Below are 16,495 nucleotides of genomic sequence, written 5' to 3'. Positions count from 1 at the left end.
GCAGTTCAGGCCGATCATGTCGATGCCGAGGGGCTCCAGCGCGGTCAGGGCCGCGCCGATCTCGGAGCCGAGCAGCATGGTGCCGGTCGTCTCGAAGGCCAGCGAGACCAGCAGGGGCACCTCGACGCCGGTGGCCTCCATGGCGCGGCGGGCACCCAGGATCGACGACTTCGTCTGCAGCAGGTCCTGCGTGGTCTCCACGATCAGGGCGTCCGCGCCCCCGGCGAGCAGGCCCTCGGCGTTCGCCTGGAACCCGTCGCGCAGGGTGGTGTAGCCGGTGTGGCCGAGGGTCGGCAGCTTGGTGCCGGGACCGATCGAGCCGAGCACCCAGCGCGGGCGGCCGTCGCGGGCCGCGTAGGCGTCGGCGGTCTCGCGGGCGATGCGGGCACCGGCCTCGGACAGCTCGTGCACGCGGTCGGCGATGTCGTACTCGGCCATGGCGGAGTGGTTCGCGCCGAACGTATTGGTCTCCACGCAGTCGACGCCCGCGTCGAAGTACTCCTCGTGGACCGAGCGCACGATGTCGGGCCGCGTGAGATTGAGGATCTCGTTGCAGCCTTCGAGGTGCCGGAAGTCCTCCAGGGTCGGATCCTGCGCCTGCACCATGGTGCCCATGGCCCCGTCGGCCACCACCACGCGCCGGGCGAGGGCTTCGCGGAGGGCGCTCACGCGGTCCCGGGCGGACAGCGGTGTGGACGGGGCGGTCATGACGCGCTCCCGAGCCAGGGCCCGAACGGCTCGGCCGCTTCGGTGCCGTACGTCCGCGCCACCGTGTCGAGCAGAGCGGGGGCGTCCACGCGGTAGGTCTGTGAGCCGACCGCCGCCAGCGCCCGCGCCGCCATGGCGCAGCCGAACCGGGCCGCCGCCACCGGCGTCAGGCCCCGGGCCACGGCGCCGAGGAAGCCGGCGCGGAAGGCGTCACCGACGCCCGTCGGATCGGTCACCGGCACCCCGGTGACGGCGGGCACCGTCACAGCGGGCTCGCCGGCGCTGTCGACGTGGGCGCCCCGTTCGCCGAGCGTGGTGATCCAGGTTCCCACCCGGGACAGGACCTCCTCGCGTGTCCACCCGGTGCGCTCGCGCAGCAGCTCCGCCTCGTACTCGTTGGTGAACAGCCACCGTGCGCCGGACACCAGCTCCCTGACCTGCGGGCCGTCCAGCCGGGCCAGTTGCTGGGAGGGGTCGGCCGCGAACGCCACGCCGAGGTCCCGGCACTGCCGGGTGTGGCGCAGCATCGCCTCCGGGTCGTTGGGGGCGACGACGACCAGATCGAATTCGGCGGCCGGTACGGGCAGGCCGGTCAGGTCGATGTCGCGGGCCTCCGCCATCGCGCCGGTGTAGAAGGACGCGATCTGGTTGGAGTCGCGGTCCGTGGTGCACATGAAGCGGGCGGTCTGGCGGGTGCCGGACACCCGGACCCCGCCGGTGTCGACGCCGTTGTCCTTGAGCCACACCTCGTACTCGGCGAAGTCCGCGCCGACGGCGCCGACCAGCAGGGGTGCGAGGCCGAGGCCGCCGAGGCCGAAGGCGATGTTGGCGGCCACGCCGCCGCGTCGTACGTCGAGGCTGTCGACGAGGAACGACAGTGAGACACGGTCCAGCCGATCAGGGATCAGCTGGTCCGTGAAACGGCCGGGGAAGACCGTCAGATGGTCGGTGGCGATAGAGCCTGTCACCGCTGTACGCACGAGCACTCCCGTCGGGCCGACGCGCCGGTCAGATACCGGCGGCGACCTTGAGTTGCTGGGTGCGGTCGGTCCGCTCCCAGGTGAAGTCGGGCAGTTCACGGCCGAAGTGGCCGTAGGCGGCCGTTCGGGAGTAGATCGGGCGCAGCAGGTCGAGGTCGCGGATGATCGCGGCGGGGCGCAGGTCGAAGACCTCCCGGACGGCCTGTTCGAGGCGGGCCTGGGCGACCCTGCCGGTGCCGAAGGTGTCGATGAACAGACCGACCGGTTCGGCCTTGCCGATCGCGTACGCGACCTGGACCTCGCAGCGGTCGGCGAGGCCGGCGGCGACCACGTTCTTGGCGACCCAGCGCATCGCGTAGGCGGCGGAGCGGTCGACCTTGGACGGGTCCTTGCCGGAGAACGCGCCACCGCCGTGGCGGGCCATGCCGCCGTAGGTGTCGATGATGATCTTGCGGCCGGTCAGTCCGGCGTCGCCCATCGGGCCGCCGATCTCGAAGCGGCCGGTCGGGTTGACCAGCAGCCGGTAGTCGTCCGTCTCGAGCTTGATGCCCTCCTCGGCGAGCACGGCGAGCACGTGCTCGACCACGTGCCGCTCGATGTCCGGGGTCAGCAGGGTGTCCACGTCGATGTCGGGAGCGTGCTGTGAGGAGACGACGACCGTGTCGAGGCGCACCGGCCTGCTGCCGCGGTATTCGATGGTCACCTGGGTCTTGCCGTCGGGGCGCAGGTACGGGAGCGTCCCGTTCTTGCGGACCTCGGTCAGGCGGCGCGAGAGGCGGTGGGCCAGTTCGATCGGCAGCGGCATCAGCGTCGGCGTCTCGTGGGTGGCGTAGCCGAACATCAGGCCCTGGTCGCCCGCGCCCTGCCTGTCCAGCTCGTCCGCCGCGGCCGCCCGGGAGGCCCCGGCCCCCTCGACGCGGTGCTCGTACGCGGTGTCGACGCCCTGCGCGATGTCGGGCGACTGGGCTCCGATGGACACCGACACACCGCAGGAGGCGCCGTCGAAGCCCTTGGCCGAGGAGTCGTAGCCGATTCCCAGGATGGTCTCGCGCACCAGTTGCGGGATCGGTGCGTACGCCTTGGTGGTGACCTCGCCCGCGATGTGCACCTGGCCGGTCGTGACCAGGGTTTCCACGGCCACGCGGGAGGCAGGGTCCTCGCGCAGCAGGGCGTCCAGGATCGCGTCGCTGATCTGGTCGGCGATCTTGTCGGGATGGCCCTCGGTGACGGACTCCGAGGTGAACAGGTAAGAGGACATGTTTCTCCAGGGACCGGGGTGGGATGGAGCGTCAGGCCGTGCCCGTGGCGTACCGGCCGGCGGGGCGGCGCAGTCCGAGCCGGGCACGCAGGGTGGCCGGTGTCGTGCCGGCGCCGTGCGCCGCGGGGGGCGTCGTGGTGAGGAACGGATCCCCCGCGTCGCGCAGCGGGACGACGAGGCCGTCGGCGCCCGAGGCGGCGAGCAGACGCTCGGCGTCGGCGTGGTCGAGGAGCGGGACGAGGACCTTGGCGCCGGGGGCCTCGGCCCGCACGCCGGGCAGGTCCGCGGGGTCGTCGAGGAGGACGAGGTCGGCGTGCGCGGCCAGGGCGGGTCCGGACACGGCGACGACGGGGTGGCCCTGCGGCGGGCGGGCCACGTTGAGCGGGCCCGCCACGTCGAAGTGACGTCCGCGGTGGTCCAGTCGGTGGATCGCGTCGAGGCGCCAGTACAGGCCGTCGGCGCGGTCGTGGACGTAGGCGTCGTCGTCGAAGCTGTCCCACAGGCCGCGGGCGACCTCGATCAGTTCGGCCGTGCGGCCCTCCGGGTCGCCGGCGCCGGCCAGCCAGCCGGTGCGGCCCCGGCCGAGGTGGTCGAGCGAGGCGACGATCCGCGCCACGTGGTACGGGGCCTGGTCGGCGGGAAGCGGGGAGACGACCAGGCCGATGTGGTCGGTGCGGGCGGCGAGCGCCGCCGCCAGGGTCGTCGTCTCGAAGCGGCCCTGCCCGCCGGGCGGCCGGGACGAGTCGTCGAGTATCAGCGCGTCGAACCCGGCGTGTTCCGCGGCGCGTGCGAGTGCGGTGAGCGAGTCGAGCGTGGCGTCGTCGGCGTGCGTGTCGATCCGGCCGACCAGAAGAGGGGCGGTCATGCGGTGGCTCCTGCGGTGGTGTGGCCGGCCGTCCGGCCCGGCGCGGGGGCGTCCAGGCCGAGGTTCTCGCGCAGCGTGGCGCCCTCGTACGAGGTGCGGTACAGGCCGCGGCGCTGGAGCTCGGGGATCACGTGGTCGACGAAGTCGTCGGCGGAGCCCGGCAGATACGGGAAGTCGATGTTGAACCCGTCGGCCCCGCGCCCGGTGAACCAGCTCTCCATGTGGTCGGCGAGCTGCTCCGGAGTGCCGACGACGATGTCGCCCATCAGCCGCAGGGCCAGCTGCCGGATCGACAGGTTCTCGCGGCGGGCGAGCCCGATCAGGCGCTCGGTCGTCGACTGGGACTGGTTGGTGTACGGGATGTCGGGCACGGGGCCCTCGATCGGGTACGCGCTCAGGTCGACGTCGCCGAGGAAGTCCTGCAGGGTGCGCAGCGCGACGTGGTCGTGGGTGAGGTCCTGCAGTTCCTGCCGGCGCTGCTCCGCCTCGGCCTCGGTGGCGGCGACGATCGGCGCGAGGGTCGGCCATACGAGGACCTTCTCCGGGTCGCGGCCCTGGCGGGCGACGCGCGCCTTGAGGTCGCCGTAGAAGTCCTGGGCATCGCTGAGCGTGTTGTGCCGGGTGAAGATCACCTCGGCGTGCCGGGCGGCGAACTCGCGTCCCACGGGCGACGATCCGGCCTGGATGATCACCGGGCGGCCCTGCGGCGGGCGGGCGACGTCCAGCGGTCCGGCCTCGTCGAAGTGCTCGCCGTGGTGGTCGATCGGGCGGTTCCCGCTGTCCCAGAGCGCCTTGACGACGTCGATGAACTCCTGGGCGCGCTCGTACCGCTTGCCGTGCTCCAGGTGCTCGGGGAAGCCGAAGTTGGCGGACTCCCAGGGAGCGGCGGAGGTGACGACGTTCCAGCCGGCGCGGCCGCCGCTGAGGTGGTCGAGCGAGGCGAAGCGGCGCGCGATGTGGGCCGGTTCGTTGTACGTCGTCGTCGCGGTGGCGCACAGCCCGATGTGCTCGGTGACGGCGGCGTAGGCGGCCAGCAGTGTCAGCGGTTCGAAGTGCTCGGTGCGCGAGGTGCGGCACAGCGAGTCGAGGCGGGTGCCCCACACGGCGACGATGTCGGCGATGAACACCGCGTCGAACAATCCGCGTTCGAGGGTCTGGGCGTTCTTGGCGTGGAACGCGAAGTCGAGTTGGGCGTCCGCCTGGGTCGACGGGTGGCGCCAGGCGGCGACGTGGCCGCCGGGGCCGTCGATGATGCCGGCGAGCGTGATGCGCCGGCGGGGCGTGGTCATGGTCGGTGCTCTCCCTGGGGTTCGGTGCGCCGGTCGTCAGTGCCTGACGGCGGACGCCAGGATGCGGGCGAGGCCGCGGACGTTGTCGCCGGTCAGCATCGTCACGTGGTTGCCCGGTACGACCCGGATGGACAGGTCCGCGACGTGGTCCTCCCAGCCGAGCCCGGCCCGGGCGTGGAAGCGGTCGCTCTCGTCGTACTTCGTGCCCTTGCCGAAACCGGTGTCCCCGGCGCGCAGCACGACGACGGGGCCGGAGTACGGGCGGGGCCCGTAGCGCTGGACCGCCTCCACGCTGTCGCGCATCAGCGCGACCGGGTCGCCGCCGCCGTCGCCGCGCATCCACTCGGCGATCTGGGCGAGTTCCTTCAGGTAGGAGGCGGAGCCGTCGGGTTCGGCGAGGGCGCCGGCCGGCACGGCCTTGTCCTCGGCGGGCCGCGCGCCCGGTCCTTCCGCGTCCGGGGCCGGGGTCCGGCCCTCGGCGACGGCGCGCAACTGGCTGGCGAAGGAGCCGTCGGCGTCGGCGTCGGTGAGCTCGCCGTCGGGGGCACCCGCGTCGACGAGCACGACCAGCGGGGGCCGGCCGCCCTCCTCGGTGATCATCCGGGCGATCTCGTAGGCGATGACACCGCCGCCGGAGAAGCCGCCCAGGACGATCCGCTCGTCCGCGTCGAGGGCGGGCCGCAGCGCCTGGAGGTAGTGATCGGCGAGTTGCTCGACGGACAGGTGGCGCGGTACGGACTCGTCCACCCGGGGGTCACGGATGCCGACCAGCGCCTCCGGGCCTTCGTAGCAGTGGGCGAGCTGCGCGTAGCAGGCGACCTGGCCCCCCGGCGGGTGGACGAGGTAGACGGTCCCGGCGCCGGGCCGCTCGGCAGGGCGCAGCGGGACGAGGACGCCGTCGCAAGCGGTGGTGCCGGTGTCCCCCGGTTCCCGGCCGAGCAGTCCGGCCAGTTCCCCGGCCCTCGGGTGGGCGAGCAGTTCGTCCAGGCGCAGGGACTGTCCGGAGCGCAGGTTGATCTCCCGCAGCAGCCGCATCGCCAGCAGCGAGTGACCGCCCGCCTCGAAGAAGTTCAGGCCGGGGCCGAGGGGCTCGGTGCCGAAGACGGCCTGCCACGCCTCCTTGACCAGCCGGGTGCTGGGCCCTTCCGGCCAGGTGACGTCCGCGTCGGCGGCGCCGGTGGCCGGCTCGGCACGGTCGGCCATCCTCGGCAGGTCGGGCGCGGACAGGGCGGCGACGATGTCGCCGACGGTCGTGGAATCGTCGGCGGTGCCGGGCAGGTCGCGCAGCAGCCGGGCGCACTGGCCGACGAGCCGGTCCGCGTCGGCGTCCGCGAGCCGGCCGCGGTCGTGCACCGCGGTGAGGACGAGGCTGCCGTCCACGTCGCGGAAGGCGAGGAGGGTGACCGGGAAGGCCGTCTGGGACCCGGCGGCCTCCGGGAGTTCCACGCGGATGTCCTGCGCGGCGAGCGCGGACTCCAGGTGGTCGGAGGAGCGCGGATAGTTCTCGTAGACGAGCAGGCTCTCGACGAGTTTCTCGTCGGCCCGGCGACCGCTCCACTCGTGGATCTGTCCGGTCGACACCCACTCGTACGCGGCCATGTCGAGCGCCTGGTCGCGCAGTTCGGCGAGCAGTTGGGGCACGGTGTGCGCCGGGTCGACCTGGAGGGTCATGGGCAGCGAGTTCATCAGCAGCCCGGGCAGCCGCTCGACGGAGTCGAGGGGGATGCCGCGGCCGGACACGGTGACGCCGAACCCGACGGGGGCGGGCCCGTCGACGCCGGAGGCCCGGTACAGCAGCAGCGCCCACACCGCCTGCAGCGCGCTGGACTCGGTCGCGGCGCGGGCGGCGGCCCAGGCGCGCAGCCGGTCGGCCTCCGAGCGGCTGAGCCGGGCCTCGGCGCGGCCCCAGCCGCTCTGGCCGGTCGCGGGGCCGGGGAGCGCGGGCCGCACGACGGGGGCCGCGGACGGCACGGCCGCCGACCAGAACTCCCGTGCCGGAGCGGTGTCCTGCTCGGCCAGCCAGTGCGCGTAGTCGCGGATGTCGGGCCGCCGTTCGCCGCCGGGCAGCGAGCCGTCGGCGAGATAGGCCCGGTAGAACTCCTGGATCAGGACGGACACGCTCCAGCCGTCCAGGAGGACGTGGTGGAAGGTGATCAGTACGCGGGTCGACGGGGCTTCGGGGCCGTCGGTGTCGTCGGTGTCGTCGTCGACGAGGGTGGCGCGCAGCAGGCCCGGCTCGCGCAGGTCGAAGCCGCGCAGCCGGTCCCGCTCCATCAGGTCGTCCCACTCGACGGTGCCGGCCGGGTGCCGGACGACCTCGGCGGTGACCTGGTCGTGCAGGACCAGACGCGGCTCGTCGTCCCAGTCGAAGGCGGCCCGCAGGACGGTCTCGCGCTCGAAGACGGACTGCCACGCGGCCCTGAACCGGTCGGTGTCCAGAGGCCCGTACCAGCGCCAGAACAGCTGCTCCACGTAGCGGCCGCTGCCGCGGTGGGCGAGCGCGTCCAGCAGCAGGCCGTGCTGCTGAGGTGTGACGGGCACCGTCTCCGGGGCGTTCGCCGCCCACGGTTCGGTGCCGGCGGTGGCGTCGGGGCGCTGCGGGACGGGGGTCCGCTCGGCGCGCCGCGGCAGCGTGACCGGGCGGCCCGGGGCAGCGATCTCGGCGGCCGAAACGGTGTCCGGGTCGGCGCCCGCGAGGGTCGCCAGGACCCAGCGCATCTGGTCCACGAGCGCCTCGACGCCCGTCTCGTCGACGCCGTCGGCGGGGCTGGGGACCCAGGTGAGCCCCATGCGCAGCCTGCCGCCGTGGACGATGCCGTACACCTCGATGCCGTACACCCGCTCACAGCGAGCGGAGTGCTCGCGCGGAATGGGCCGGCCGGACATGGTGAAGCCGCCGTTCGCACTCAACTGGTCGGCTTGACCGTAGTAGTTGAAGCAGACCAGGGCGGGCGGCAGGGTGCGCAGGAGGGTGCGCAGTCCGGGGTCGGAGGAGAACTCGCGGCACGCGCCGAAGCCGACGCCGCCGTCCGGCACCGCGGTCAGGCGGTCGGCGACCTGCGCCAGCCACCCCTGCGGGTCCCGGGCGCGGTCGGCGCCGAGGACGACCGGATGGATGGAGGTGAACCACCCGACGGTGCGGAACAGGTCGTCGCGACCGTGCCGGCCGTGGGTCTCCACGTCGAACGTCACCTGACCGGTGCCGCGCCACCGGGCGAGGGCCTGCGCGAAGGCACCGGTCATCACCTGGTGCACCTGCAGGCCCAGTTGCCGGGGCAGCGGGCCGATGAGCCGGGCGGTGGCCTCCGGGTCGAGGGAGAACTCGATCCGGCGGATGTCCCGCTCGTCGGGCGCCGGGGTGGTGAGCAGCAGGCTCTGCACCTCGCCCCGGGCGGCGGCCAGGGAACGCCAGTAGTCGGCCTCGCCCGGACGTGCGGCGACGGCGGGCAGGGAGGCCACCCAGTCCTCGTAGCGGCACGCCTCGGCGGGCAGGGTGGGCAGCGCGCCGTCGGACAGCGAGGCCAGCGCGTGTTCCAGGTCCTCCAGGAGGATGCGCCAGGAGACGCCGTCGACGACCAGGTGGTGGATGGCGACGAGCAGCAGGCCGTCGCCGTCGGCTCGGCGGCGGTCGTGCACCAGCAGGGCCCGCACGTGCACGCCCTTGAGCGGGTCGAGACTGCGCTCGATGTCCTCCAGGGCCTCCTCGAGTTCCCCGTCGTCGCTCACCTCGCGCTCGCGCAGGACGTCGCGGGGGTCGTAGGCGGCGAACGGCGCGGCCTCGAGCATGTGGCCCTCGGCGTGGTCGCCGTGTGCGTCGGCCTCGAAGCGGGCGCTGAGCGCGGGGTGCGCGGCGACGACCGCCTGCAGGGCCAGGCGCAGCACCGTGGGGTCGACGGGACGGTTCAGCTCCAGGAGCACGGACTGGTTCCACTGGTGCAGGTCGGTCCTGATGTGCCGGAAGAACCAGGACTGCACCGGGGCGAGCGGTGAGCTGCCGCTGCCGCGGGGGCCGGCCGCCGGGACGGTCGCGGCGGCGGGGGCGGGGGCGTCGGCGGGGCGGGGGGCGGCGGCGTCCATGTGCGCGGCCAGGTCCGCCAGGACGGGGTGGCGGTAGATCTCCCGCATGGCGAGCGTGAAGCCCTCGCGGCGCAGCCGGGACACCATCTGCATGGCGAGGATGGAGTCTCCTCCGGCCTCGAAGAACTGGGCGTCGTCGCGCGCCTCCCCCAGCAGTTCCCGCCAGACGGCGCGCACGGCTCGCAGCGCGCCGCCGGTGCCCGCGCCGTCGGGGCCCTGCCCGCGGGGGACGGCCGGCGCCTCGGCGGATGGCGCTGCGGCCACCTGGGCGTCGGCCGCCGGGGCAGGGGCCTCGGAGGCGCCGGCCAGGGGTGCGCCGGCCACAGGTGCACCGGCCTCGGGTGCGCCGGCCACAGGTGCGCCGGCCTCGGGTGCGCCGGCCTCGACGGCCTGGTCGTCCCGCGCCGCCAGGCGGGCCAGGGCCTGCCGGTCGGTCTTGCCGTTCGGGAGGACCGGGATGAGGGGGACGCGGTGGAAGTGGGCCGGGACCATGTGGGACGGCAGCAGCGCGGCGAGCGCCGCCCGCACCTGCGTCACCTCGGCGGACGTCACCACGTGGGCGACGATCTGCAGGCTGCCGTGGGCGTGCCGGGACACCTGCACCGCGGCGTCCCGGACGACGGGCAGCGACATCAGCGCTGCCCGCACCTCGCCCAGTTCCACCCGGTTGCCGTTGATCTTCACCTGGTCGTCGAGCCGGCCCAGATGGGTGAGCGCGCCGCCCGGCAGCATCCTGACCAGGTCACCCGTGCGGTAGACGGTGTCGGTGCGCGGGCCCAGCTCAAGGCTGCGGTAGCGCTCCGCGGTGCGATCGGGGTCGCCGACATAGCCGTCGGAGACGGTGCCGCCGCCGATCCACAGCTCGCCGGGGGCGCCCGGCGGGAGTTCGCGCAGACACTCGTCGAGCACGTAGCAGCGGATGTTGTCGAACGGCACGCCGATCGGCACCTCGGCACGGCGCGTCCAGAAGCTGTCGTCGCCGCGGGTCCAGGAGAAGACCGTCGAGTACGAGGTCTCGGTCGGCCCGTAGGCGTTGTGCAGCCGCGCCGGGTGGGCCGCCTCGAAGGCGGCGCGCAGTTCGTTGGGCAGCGACTCTCCGGTGGAGACGACCGCGCGCAGCGTGCGGTTGCGCGTGAAGGCGTCCGTCTCCAGCAGCAGCCGCAGTTGGGAGGGGACGGCGTGCAGCAGGGTGACGCCGTGCCGCTCGATGGACTCGGCCAGCAGGTCCGGGTCGCGTTCGGCGTCCGGTGGCGCCACGACCAGCCGGGCCCCCGACACCAGCGCGACGAGCATCTCGTGTGCGCTGACGTCGAAGGTGAAGGGGGCCTTGAGGAGCATCGCGTCGTCGGCGCCGATGCCGAAGTGGCGTACGGCGGCCAGCACATCGGTGACCAGCGCGCGGTGACTGAGCTGGACGCCCTTGGGGGTGCCGGTGGAGCCGGAGGTGTACAGGATGTGCAGCGCGTCGCCCGGCGCGGGGCGCCGTACGTCCGCCGGGCCGGGCCGGGCCAGGTCGGCCAGCGGCACCTGTTCGGGGCCGGGCGGGCAGGCCGCCGCCGTGTCGGGGGTGACGATCGCGAGCCGCAGCCCGCTGCTGTCGACGATGTGGCGGCGCCGCGCCTCCGGGTGGGCGGGGTCCAGCGGGACGTATGCGGCGCCGGTGCGCAGGATGCCGAGCATCGCGGCGACGGCCTCGTCGCTGCGGGGCAGCAGCACGCCGACCCTGTCGCCCGCGCGCACGCCCCGCGCGGTCAGTCCGGCGGCGTACGCCTCGATCCGTGCGTCCAGTTCGCGGCGGGTCCAGCGGCGGTCGCCGAATTCGACCGCGACGGCGTCCGGGCGTTCCTGGGCGGCGCGGCGGATCAGCGTGTCGATGTCGGTGTCGTCGAGCCGGTGGTCGGTGGCGTTGAGGGAGTCGAGTGCGGCGCGGGCGCGCGGCCCGATCCCGTCGAGCCCGGTGACGGCCGCGTCCGGCCGGCGCACCATCTGGCGGGCGAGCTCGGTGATGTGCTCGGTGAACGCCTCGGCGGTCGCGGCCTCGATGCGCGCGGCGTCGTACTTGAGCCGGCCGCGCAGCGTGCCCCCGCCCTCGTACAGCTCAAGGGTGAGCAGGCCGAGGCCGGGTGTGGGCACGTCCTGGCGCCAGCGGGCGCGCAGCCCGCCGCGCAGTTCGACGCCCTCGTCGGCGGCCGCGCCCGGGTCGGCCCAGCTGTGCATGACGAACGTGCAGTTGAAGGGTTCCGCGGTGGCGCCGCCGGGGGCGAGCCTGGCGATGCGCGGGAAGGGCAGGCGCGCGTGGTCGACGGCACGGGCCAGTTCCCTCTGCACGCCGGCGACGAACTCGGCGGCGGTCAGCTCCGCGTCCTGGGTGGGAGCCCGCACCAGGAGGGTGCGGACGAAGTAGCCGACCGTGCGGTCGAAGCGCGGGTCCGTGCGGGCGCCCAGCGGGACGCCGACGGTGGGCGCCGGCTGACGGCCGTACGTGCCGAGGGCCTTGAGATACGCGGCGAGCAGCACGGCGGCGGCGCCGGCCCGGCGCGCGCGGGAGAAGTCGGTGATCTCCCCCCACAGTCCGGCGTCCAGTTCCAGCGGCACCATCGCCTCGCGCGGGGTGTCCGCGCCGGGGGTGTCCAGCGGGAAGTCGACGGTGAGGTCCGCGCCGTCGAGCCGCTCCCGCCAGTACGCCTCGGCCTCCGCGGTGCGGGTATCGGCCTCACGGGCGCGGTCGGTGACGTAGGCGCCGAACGCGGTGGGCGTCCGGCCGGGGATCCGCCCGTGCTCGTAGGCGTCGAGCAGGTCGGTGAGGAGCAGGCCGGTGGACTCACCGTCGACGACGACGTGGTGCACGACGAGCAGCAGCGTGTGGTGCTCGGGGCCGTGGCCGATCAGCACGGCGCGCAGGACGCCCTCGCGTTCCAGGTCGAGTTCGCGCCGGGCCTCGGCGAGCAGCGCCCCGGCGGTGCCGTGGCCGGGGTCGTCGGTGGCTTCCCGGCGCTCCAGCCGCGGGGCGCGGGCCGGGTCGACGTCGAGGCGGGGCGGCCCGTCGCCGTCGTCGTCGCGGATGCGGGCGGACAGCAGCGGGTGGCGGGCGACCAGCCGGGCCAGGGCGCTCTCCAGGGCGGCGGGGTCGAGCGGTCCGCGCAGATCGACGGCGAGCGGCACGTTGTAGGGCGAGTTCTGCGGGTCGGCCCGGTGCTGGAGCAGCAGTCCGAGCTGTTCCTCGGTCAGGGGTACGGTGCCCGCCTCGTCCGCCCCGGGGCCGGCGGTCGCGGCGGTCTGCGCGCCTGAGCGCTGGAGCATGGTCATCGGGTGTCTCCTGAGTCGGCGTTCCGGGGCTTGAGGTCTTCCGGGCACACCTCGGCCCGGGGTCCGCGCACCGTCCGGGCACGAGTGTGGTGCGCGTCGCCGACGCGTCGCTGACGTGCGGCTGATGCGGGGCGGGATGATGGACCGAAGGTCAGCCGCGGTCCGAGCGGGCCTCGACCAGGGCCGCGAGGCGGTCCAGGCCGACGGTGATCTCGTGCGGTGTCAACACGGAGTAGGAGAGCCGCAGTTGACGCAACCCGCCGGTGCCCGCGTAGAAGTGGCGCATCGGGGTCCACAGCACGCCGAAGCGGCGGGCCGACTCCTCCAGCGCCTGCTCGTCCGCCGTGAACGGCACGGTCACGACGGCGAAGAGGCCGCCGGCGGGGACGTTCCAGCTGACGCCGCTGTCGCCGTCCGGCGGGAAGCGCCTGGCCAGGCCGTCGAGCAGGGTCCGCAGATTACGGCGGTAGACGGCGGCCTCCCGGGCGCAGGCGCGTTCCATGCTGCAGTCGTGTTCGAGCAGCAGTCCACCGATCGCAGCCTGGGCGAGCGTCGAGGTGTTCAGCGTGAACATGCTCTTGAGCTTGGCGAGCTGGTCGGCGAACAGCCCGCCCTGGACGACCGGCTGGTCGGCGACGACGTACCCGATCCGGGCACCGGGGTAGGCGGTCTTGGCGTACGAGCCGATGTAGACGACCCGGCCGGTGGTGTCCAGGGACTTGAGGGTGGGCAGCCGTCCCCGGCCGTCGTGGAACATCGAGTACGGGTTGTCCTCGATCAGCAGGATGTCGAGGTCCTCGGCGACGCGCAGCAGACGCCTGCGGTCGTCGAGGGACATCCGGGAGCCGCCCGGGTTGGCGAAGTCCGGGATGACGTAGCAGGCCCGGGGGCGGGCGCCGTCGGCCCGGGCCCGGGCGACGGCGCGCGCCAGGTCCGCGGGGTCCAGCCCGCCCGGCCCCTCGGGCACCGGGTGGACGGCCATCTCGGTGAGCCGGGCCGCGCCGGTGAAGCCGACGTAGGTCGGCGCGGCGGCCAGCACGACGTCGCGTTCGTCGCGGCGCAGCGCCCGCAGCAGCAGGACCATGGCCTCCTGGCAGCCGGTGGTGACGACCACCGCCTCCGGGCCGGCCTGGATCCCCTCGTCGGTCTGGAGCTGGCGGACGATCAGTTCGTTGATGGTGCCCTTGGTGGGCCCGTACTGGAACAGGGTCCGGCGCACCTGCTCCGCGCTGAGGCCGCGTTCGCGCTCCAGGTACCGGGTGTAGCGCCGCAGATGCCGGTGCAGGGCCTCGGCACGGTAGTGGCCTTCGTAGGGGCGGCCCGCCGCGAACGACACGGCGTCGGGGTAGTCGCCGGTGATCTCGTTGAGCAGGGTCATCGAGGTGAGGGCGGGATCGCTGAGGCTGGCGTGCAGGTCGGCGGTGACCGACAGGGGCGCGGCCCGGGGGGCTTCGAGCAGCGCGGCGGACTTCACGCGGCCGCCCCGTCCATGGCGTCCACCAGGCTCTTGGGCCGCATGTCGGTCCAGTGCTCACCGATGTGGGCGAGCGCGCTCTCGCGGTCGGTGGCCGGCAGGGCGACGGTCCAGCCGGCGGGGACTTCGGCGAAGGACGGCCACAGCGAGTGCTGGCCCTCGTGGTTGACCAGGACGAGGAAGGTGCCTTCGGCGTCTTCGAAGGGGTTGCTCATGACGATCTCCCGGTTGCTCGAGCTGACGGTGAGGGGACGGCGTGTGCAGTGGTCCCCGCCCAGGCTGGCCGGGCGGGCCGACGCGGGGCTGACATGTCGCTGACGAGGTCGTCGACGATCTCCAGCAGGACGGGCGCGGGCTCGTCGGCCAGGTGGAAGTGGCCGCCGGAAAAGGTCCGGTGGCGCACCTGCGCGGTGGTCACCCCGGCCCAGCCGGCGGCTTCGTCCGCGCTGAGCTCGGGGTCGGCGGTGGCCCGGTGCACGGTGAGCGGCAGGGCCGGAACCGGGCCGGGGCCGGGGGTGTAGGTCTCGGCGAGCGCGTAGTCGGCGCGTGCGGTGCGCAGCACCAGGTCGAGCAGGTCGGGGTGGGCCAGCACCTCGTCGGGGACGCCCCCCAGGCGCCGCAGTTCCGCGATGAGCTCGGCGTCGGTGCCGAGGTGGACCGCGCCGGGCCGGACGCGGTGCGGCGGCGGCATGCCGGACACCGTCAGCCGCACCGGCGCACGCCCCGCGGCCGCCAGGCGCCGCGCGGTCTCGTAGGCGACGAGGGCGCCGAGACTGTGCCCGTAGAGGGAGACGGGGCGGTCGAGCAGCGGGAGCAGGGCGTCGGCGGCGGCGTCGGCCAGCGCGTGCAGGCCGGTGTGCAGGGGCTCGGCGATGCGGTCGGCGTGCCCCGGGTACTGGACGGCGCGCAGCTCGACCGTGTCGGGCAGCAGGGCGGGCCAGCCCCAGTAGGCGGTGGCCGATCCGCCGCCGTGCGGGAAGCACACCAGCCGCAGGCGCGCGCGGGGCCGCGGCACGGGGCAGCGGTACCAGGCCGCGGCGTCCTCCGCGGCCGTCATGCGGCCGCTCCGAGGGGCCGCTCCGGGCGGTTCACCGCGTCGGGGAGGCGCCGGACGCCGGACACCGTCATCGCTGATCGCCGCCGCCCGTGCCCCGGTTCCGGTTGATCCAGGTGCGTTCCAGGGTGGAGATCAGCGCGGGGCTGTGGAGCTGGCAGGCCTGTTCGTAGGCGTACTGGGCCAGGTAGCGGCGGAACAGGTCGACAGGCTCCTCGACGAGGTTGAGCATGCGCCGGTTGGCGCCGACGGCCGGGTGGTCGAGGTGTTCCGCGGCGGCGCGGACGGCGCCGTCCATGGCGTCCGCGGGTACGGTCTCGTCGACGAACACCGACGCCTCGGGGTCGGTGGCCCGCAGTTTCCTGCCCCAGAAGATCAGGCGCCGCGACAGCCGGGACCCGGTCGGGTGCAGCAGCCGCATGTTGGCGAGTCCGGGGACGAGGCCCTCTTCCATGGCCGGCAGACTGAACCAGGAGTCGTCGGCGGCGACGACCCGGTCCATGGCGGGCAGGATCTGCATGCCGCCGCCGATGGCGAAGGCGTCGACAGCGGCGACCCACGGCTTGTCGGCGTCCGGCCACCAGCCGTCGCCCGCCGTGTCGTCCAGGCACAGGCCGCGCACGAACTTGGCGATGTATCCGGCCTCGCGGCGCAGCATGAAGCCCAGCAGCGAGATGTCGCCGTGGTAGAGGTTCGTGAGGTTGATGCCCGCGCTGAACACCCGCCGGCCCGCGTAGGCGGGGTGGGTCTGGGGGGCGCCGCGCAGCACGCCCACGTGGCTGGCCGGATCGAGCAGCACCAGGTCGGTGCCGGTCTCCAGCGCCTCGACGGCGACGTCGTCCTCGGCGTTGAGGAACTCGTCGTTGCACAGTTCCAGGTGGGCGATGCCGTCCTGGCGGGTGACGGTGGCGACGCCCAGGTCGGCGCGGCCGGTGTGCTGGTAGTCGAGGAGGGCGGCGCGGGCGCGCTCGGTGGGCCGCAGCATCGAGCGCAGCAGGTGGTTGCCGGCGGTGGGGGCGCTCAGAACCGCCTGGAAGAAGATGCCGAGGGCCACCTCCCACCCTTCCTTGCTGCGCTGCATGTGCCGTGCGTCGTCGGCGAGTTGGCCGGAGGTGGGCACCAGGCCGGGGAAGTGGACGGCAGCGCGGGCGGCCAGTTCCTCCATGCGCGGGTGAGAGCGGAGCCCGTCGGTGAGTTCGGCGTAGACCCGCTCCGCGTGCGCTGCGAGGAACCGGCGGCGCAGGGCGCTCGCCCCGGCGTGCAGGTCGCGCGCGTCGCGCTGCTGGGCGGCGGTGCGTGCGATGCGCGCAGGCAGCGCCTCGATCAGCCGCGTGGTTGACTCCAGATGGGCGGTGACAGCGCTCCGGTCCCGGTGGAAGTCGCCGGTGAGGACGGGCGGGTGGCCCGGCTCCGTGCGCGTCAGCACGGCGGGTCCTGCGGCGGCGTCGGGTAGGGCGTGGTCGGCGAGTGTGGGTGTGCGCACG

At 74.2% G+C, this 16,495-nt stretch carries 10 protein-coding genes; all 10 read right to left on the bottom strand.

Going from position 1 to position 16,495, the window contains the following annotated elements; all coding sequences use genetic code 11:
- Positions 1-708: homocysteine S-methyltransferase family protein (locus AB0F04_RS32855; protein WP_362048396.1), on the bottom strand; the 708-nt coding region annotated here is incomplete at its 3' end.
- On the bottom strand, positions 705-1,688 hold the full coding sequence (locus tag AB0F04_RS32850) for a carbohydrate kinase family protein (RefSeq protein WP_362048393.1): 984 nt from the start codon (positions 1,686-1,688) through the stop codon (positions 705-707). The genes AB0F04_RS32850 and AB0F04_RS32855, both read right to left, overlap by 4 nt.
- 28 nt (positions 1,689-1,716) lie before the next feature.
- Complete coding sequence (gene metK / locus AB0F04_RS32845; protein ID WP_362048390.1) at positions 1,717-2,946, bottom strand: methionine adenosyltransferase; 1,230 nt, start codon at positions 2,944-2,946, stop codon at positions 1,717-1,719.
- Positions 2,947-2,977: 31 nt separating this feature from the next.
- Positions 2,978-3,811 carry an LLM class flavin-dependent oxidoreductase gene (locus AB0F04_RS32840; RefSeq protein WP_362048387.1) on the bottom strand — a complete coding sequence of 278 codons (834 nt, stop codon included), beginning with the start codon at positions 3,809-3,811 and terminating at the stop codon, positions 2,978-2,980.
- Positions 3,808-5,100: an LLM class flavin-dependent oxidoreductase gene (locus tag AB0F04_RS32835; protein ID WP_362048384.1), complete on the bottom strand. Its 1,293-nt coding sequence runs from the start codon at positions 5,098-5,100 to the stop codon at positions 3,808-3,810. Before AB0F04_RS32835 ends, AB0F04_RS32840 begins: the two co-directional genes overlap by 4 nt.
- Before the next feature lie 36 nt (positions 5,101-5,136).
- Entirely contained in the window at positions 5,137-12,483 is a 7,347-nt protein-coding gene (locus tag AB0F04_RS32830) for an amino acid adenylation domain-containing protein (protein ID WP_362048381.1), read from the bottom strand.
- Positions 12,484-12,634: 151 nt separating this feature from the next.
- A complete protein-coding gene (locus AB0F04_RS32825) occupies positions 12,635-13,957 on the bottom strand; it encodes a PLP-dependent aminotransferase family protein (protein ID WP_362048378.1) in 1,323 nt (440 codons plus the stop codon).
- A complete protein-coding gene (locus tag AB0F04_RS32820) occupies positions 13,954-14,172 on the bottom strand; it encodes an MbtH family protein (RefSeq protein ID WP_362048375.1) in 219 nt (72 codons plus the stop codon). Before AB0F04_RS32820 ends, AB0F04_RS32825 begins: the two co-directional genes overlap by 4 nt.
- Positions 14,169-15,014 carry an alpha/beta fold hydrolase gene (locus AB0F04_RS32815; protein ID WP_362048372.1) on the bottom strand — a complete coding sequence of 282 codons (846 nt, stop codon included), beginning with the start codon at positions 15,012-15,014 and terminating at the stop codon, positions 14,169-14,171. Before AB0F04_RS32815 ends, AB0F04_RS32820 begins: the two co-directional genes overlap by 4 nt.
- Positions 15,015-15,081: 67 nt before the next feature.
- Positions 15,082-16,494, bottom strand: coding sequence for an enoyl-CoA hydratase/isomerase family protein (locus AB0F04_RS32810; protein WP_362048369.1), 1,413 nt, complete (start codon positions 16,492-16,494; stop codon positions 15,082-15,084).
- Between the last annotated feature and the right edge of the window lies 1 nt (position 16,495).

Origin of the sequence: Streptomyces sp. NPDC029041, from assembly GCF_040637515.1 — a bacterium.
In the GTDB taxonomy this organism is placed as follows: Bacteria; Actinomycetota; Actinomycetes; order Streptomycetales; family Streptomycetaceae; genus Streptomyces.
Note: the sequence above shows the minus strand (reverse complement) of the source record. Positions and strands in the feature narration are given on the sequence as shown.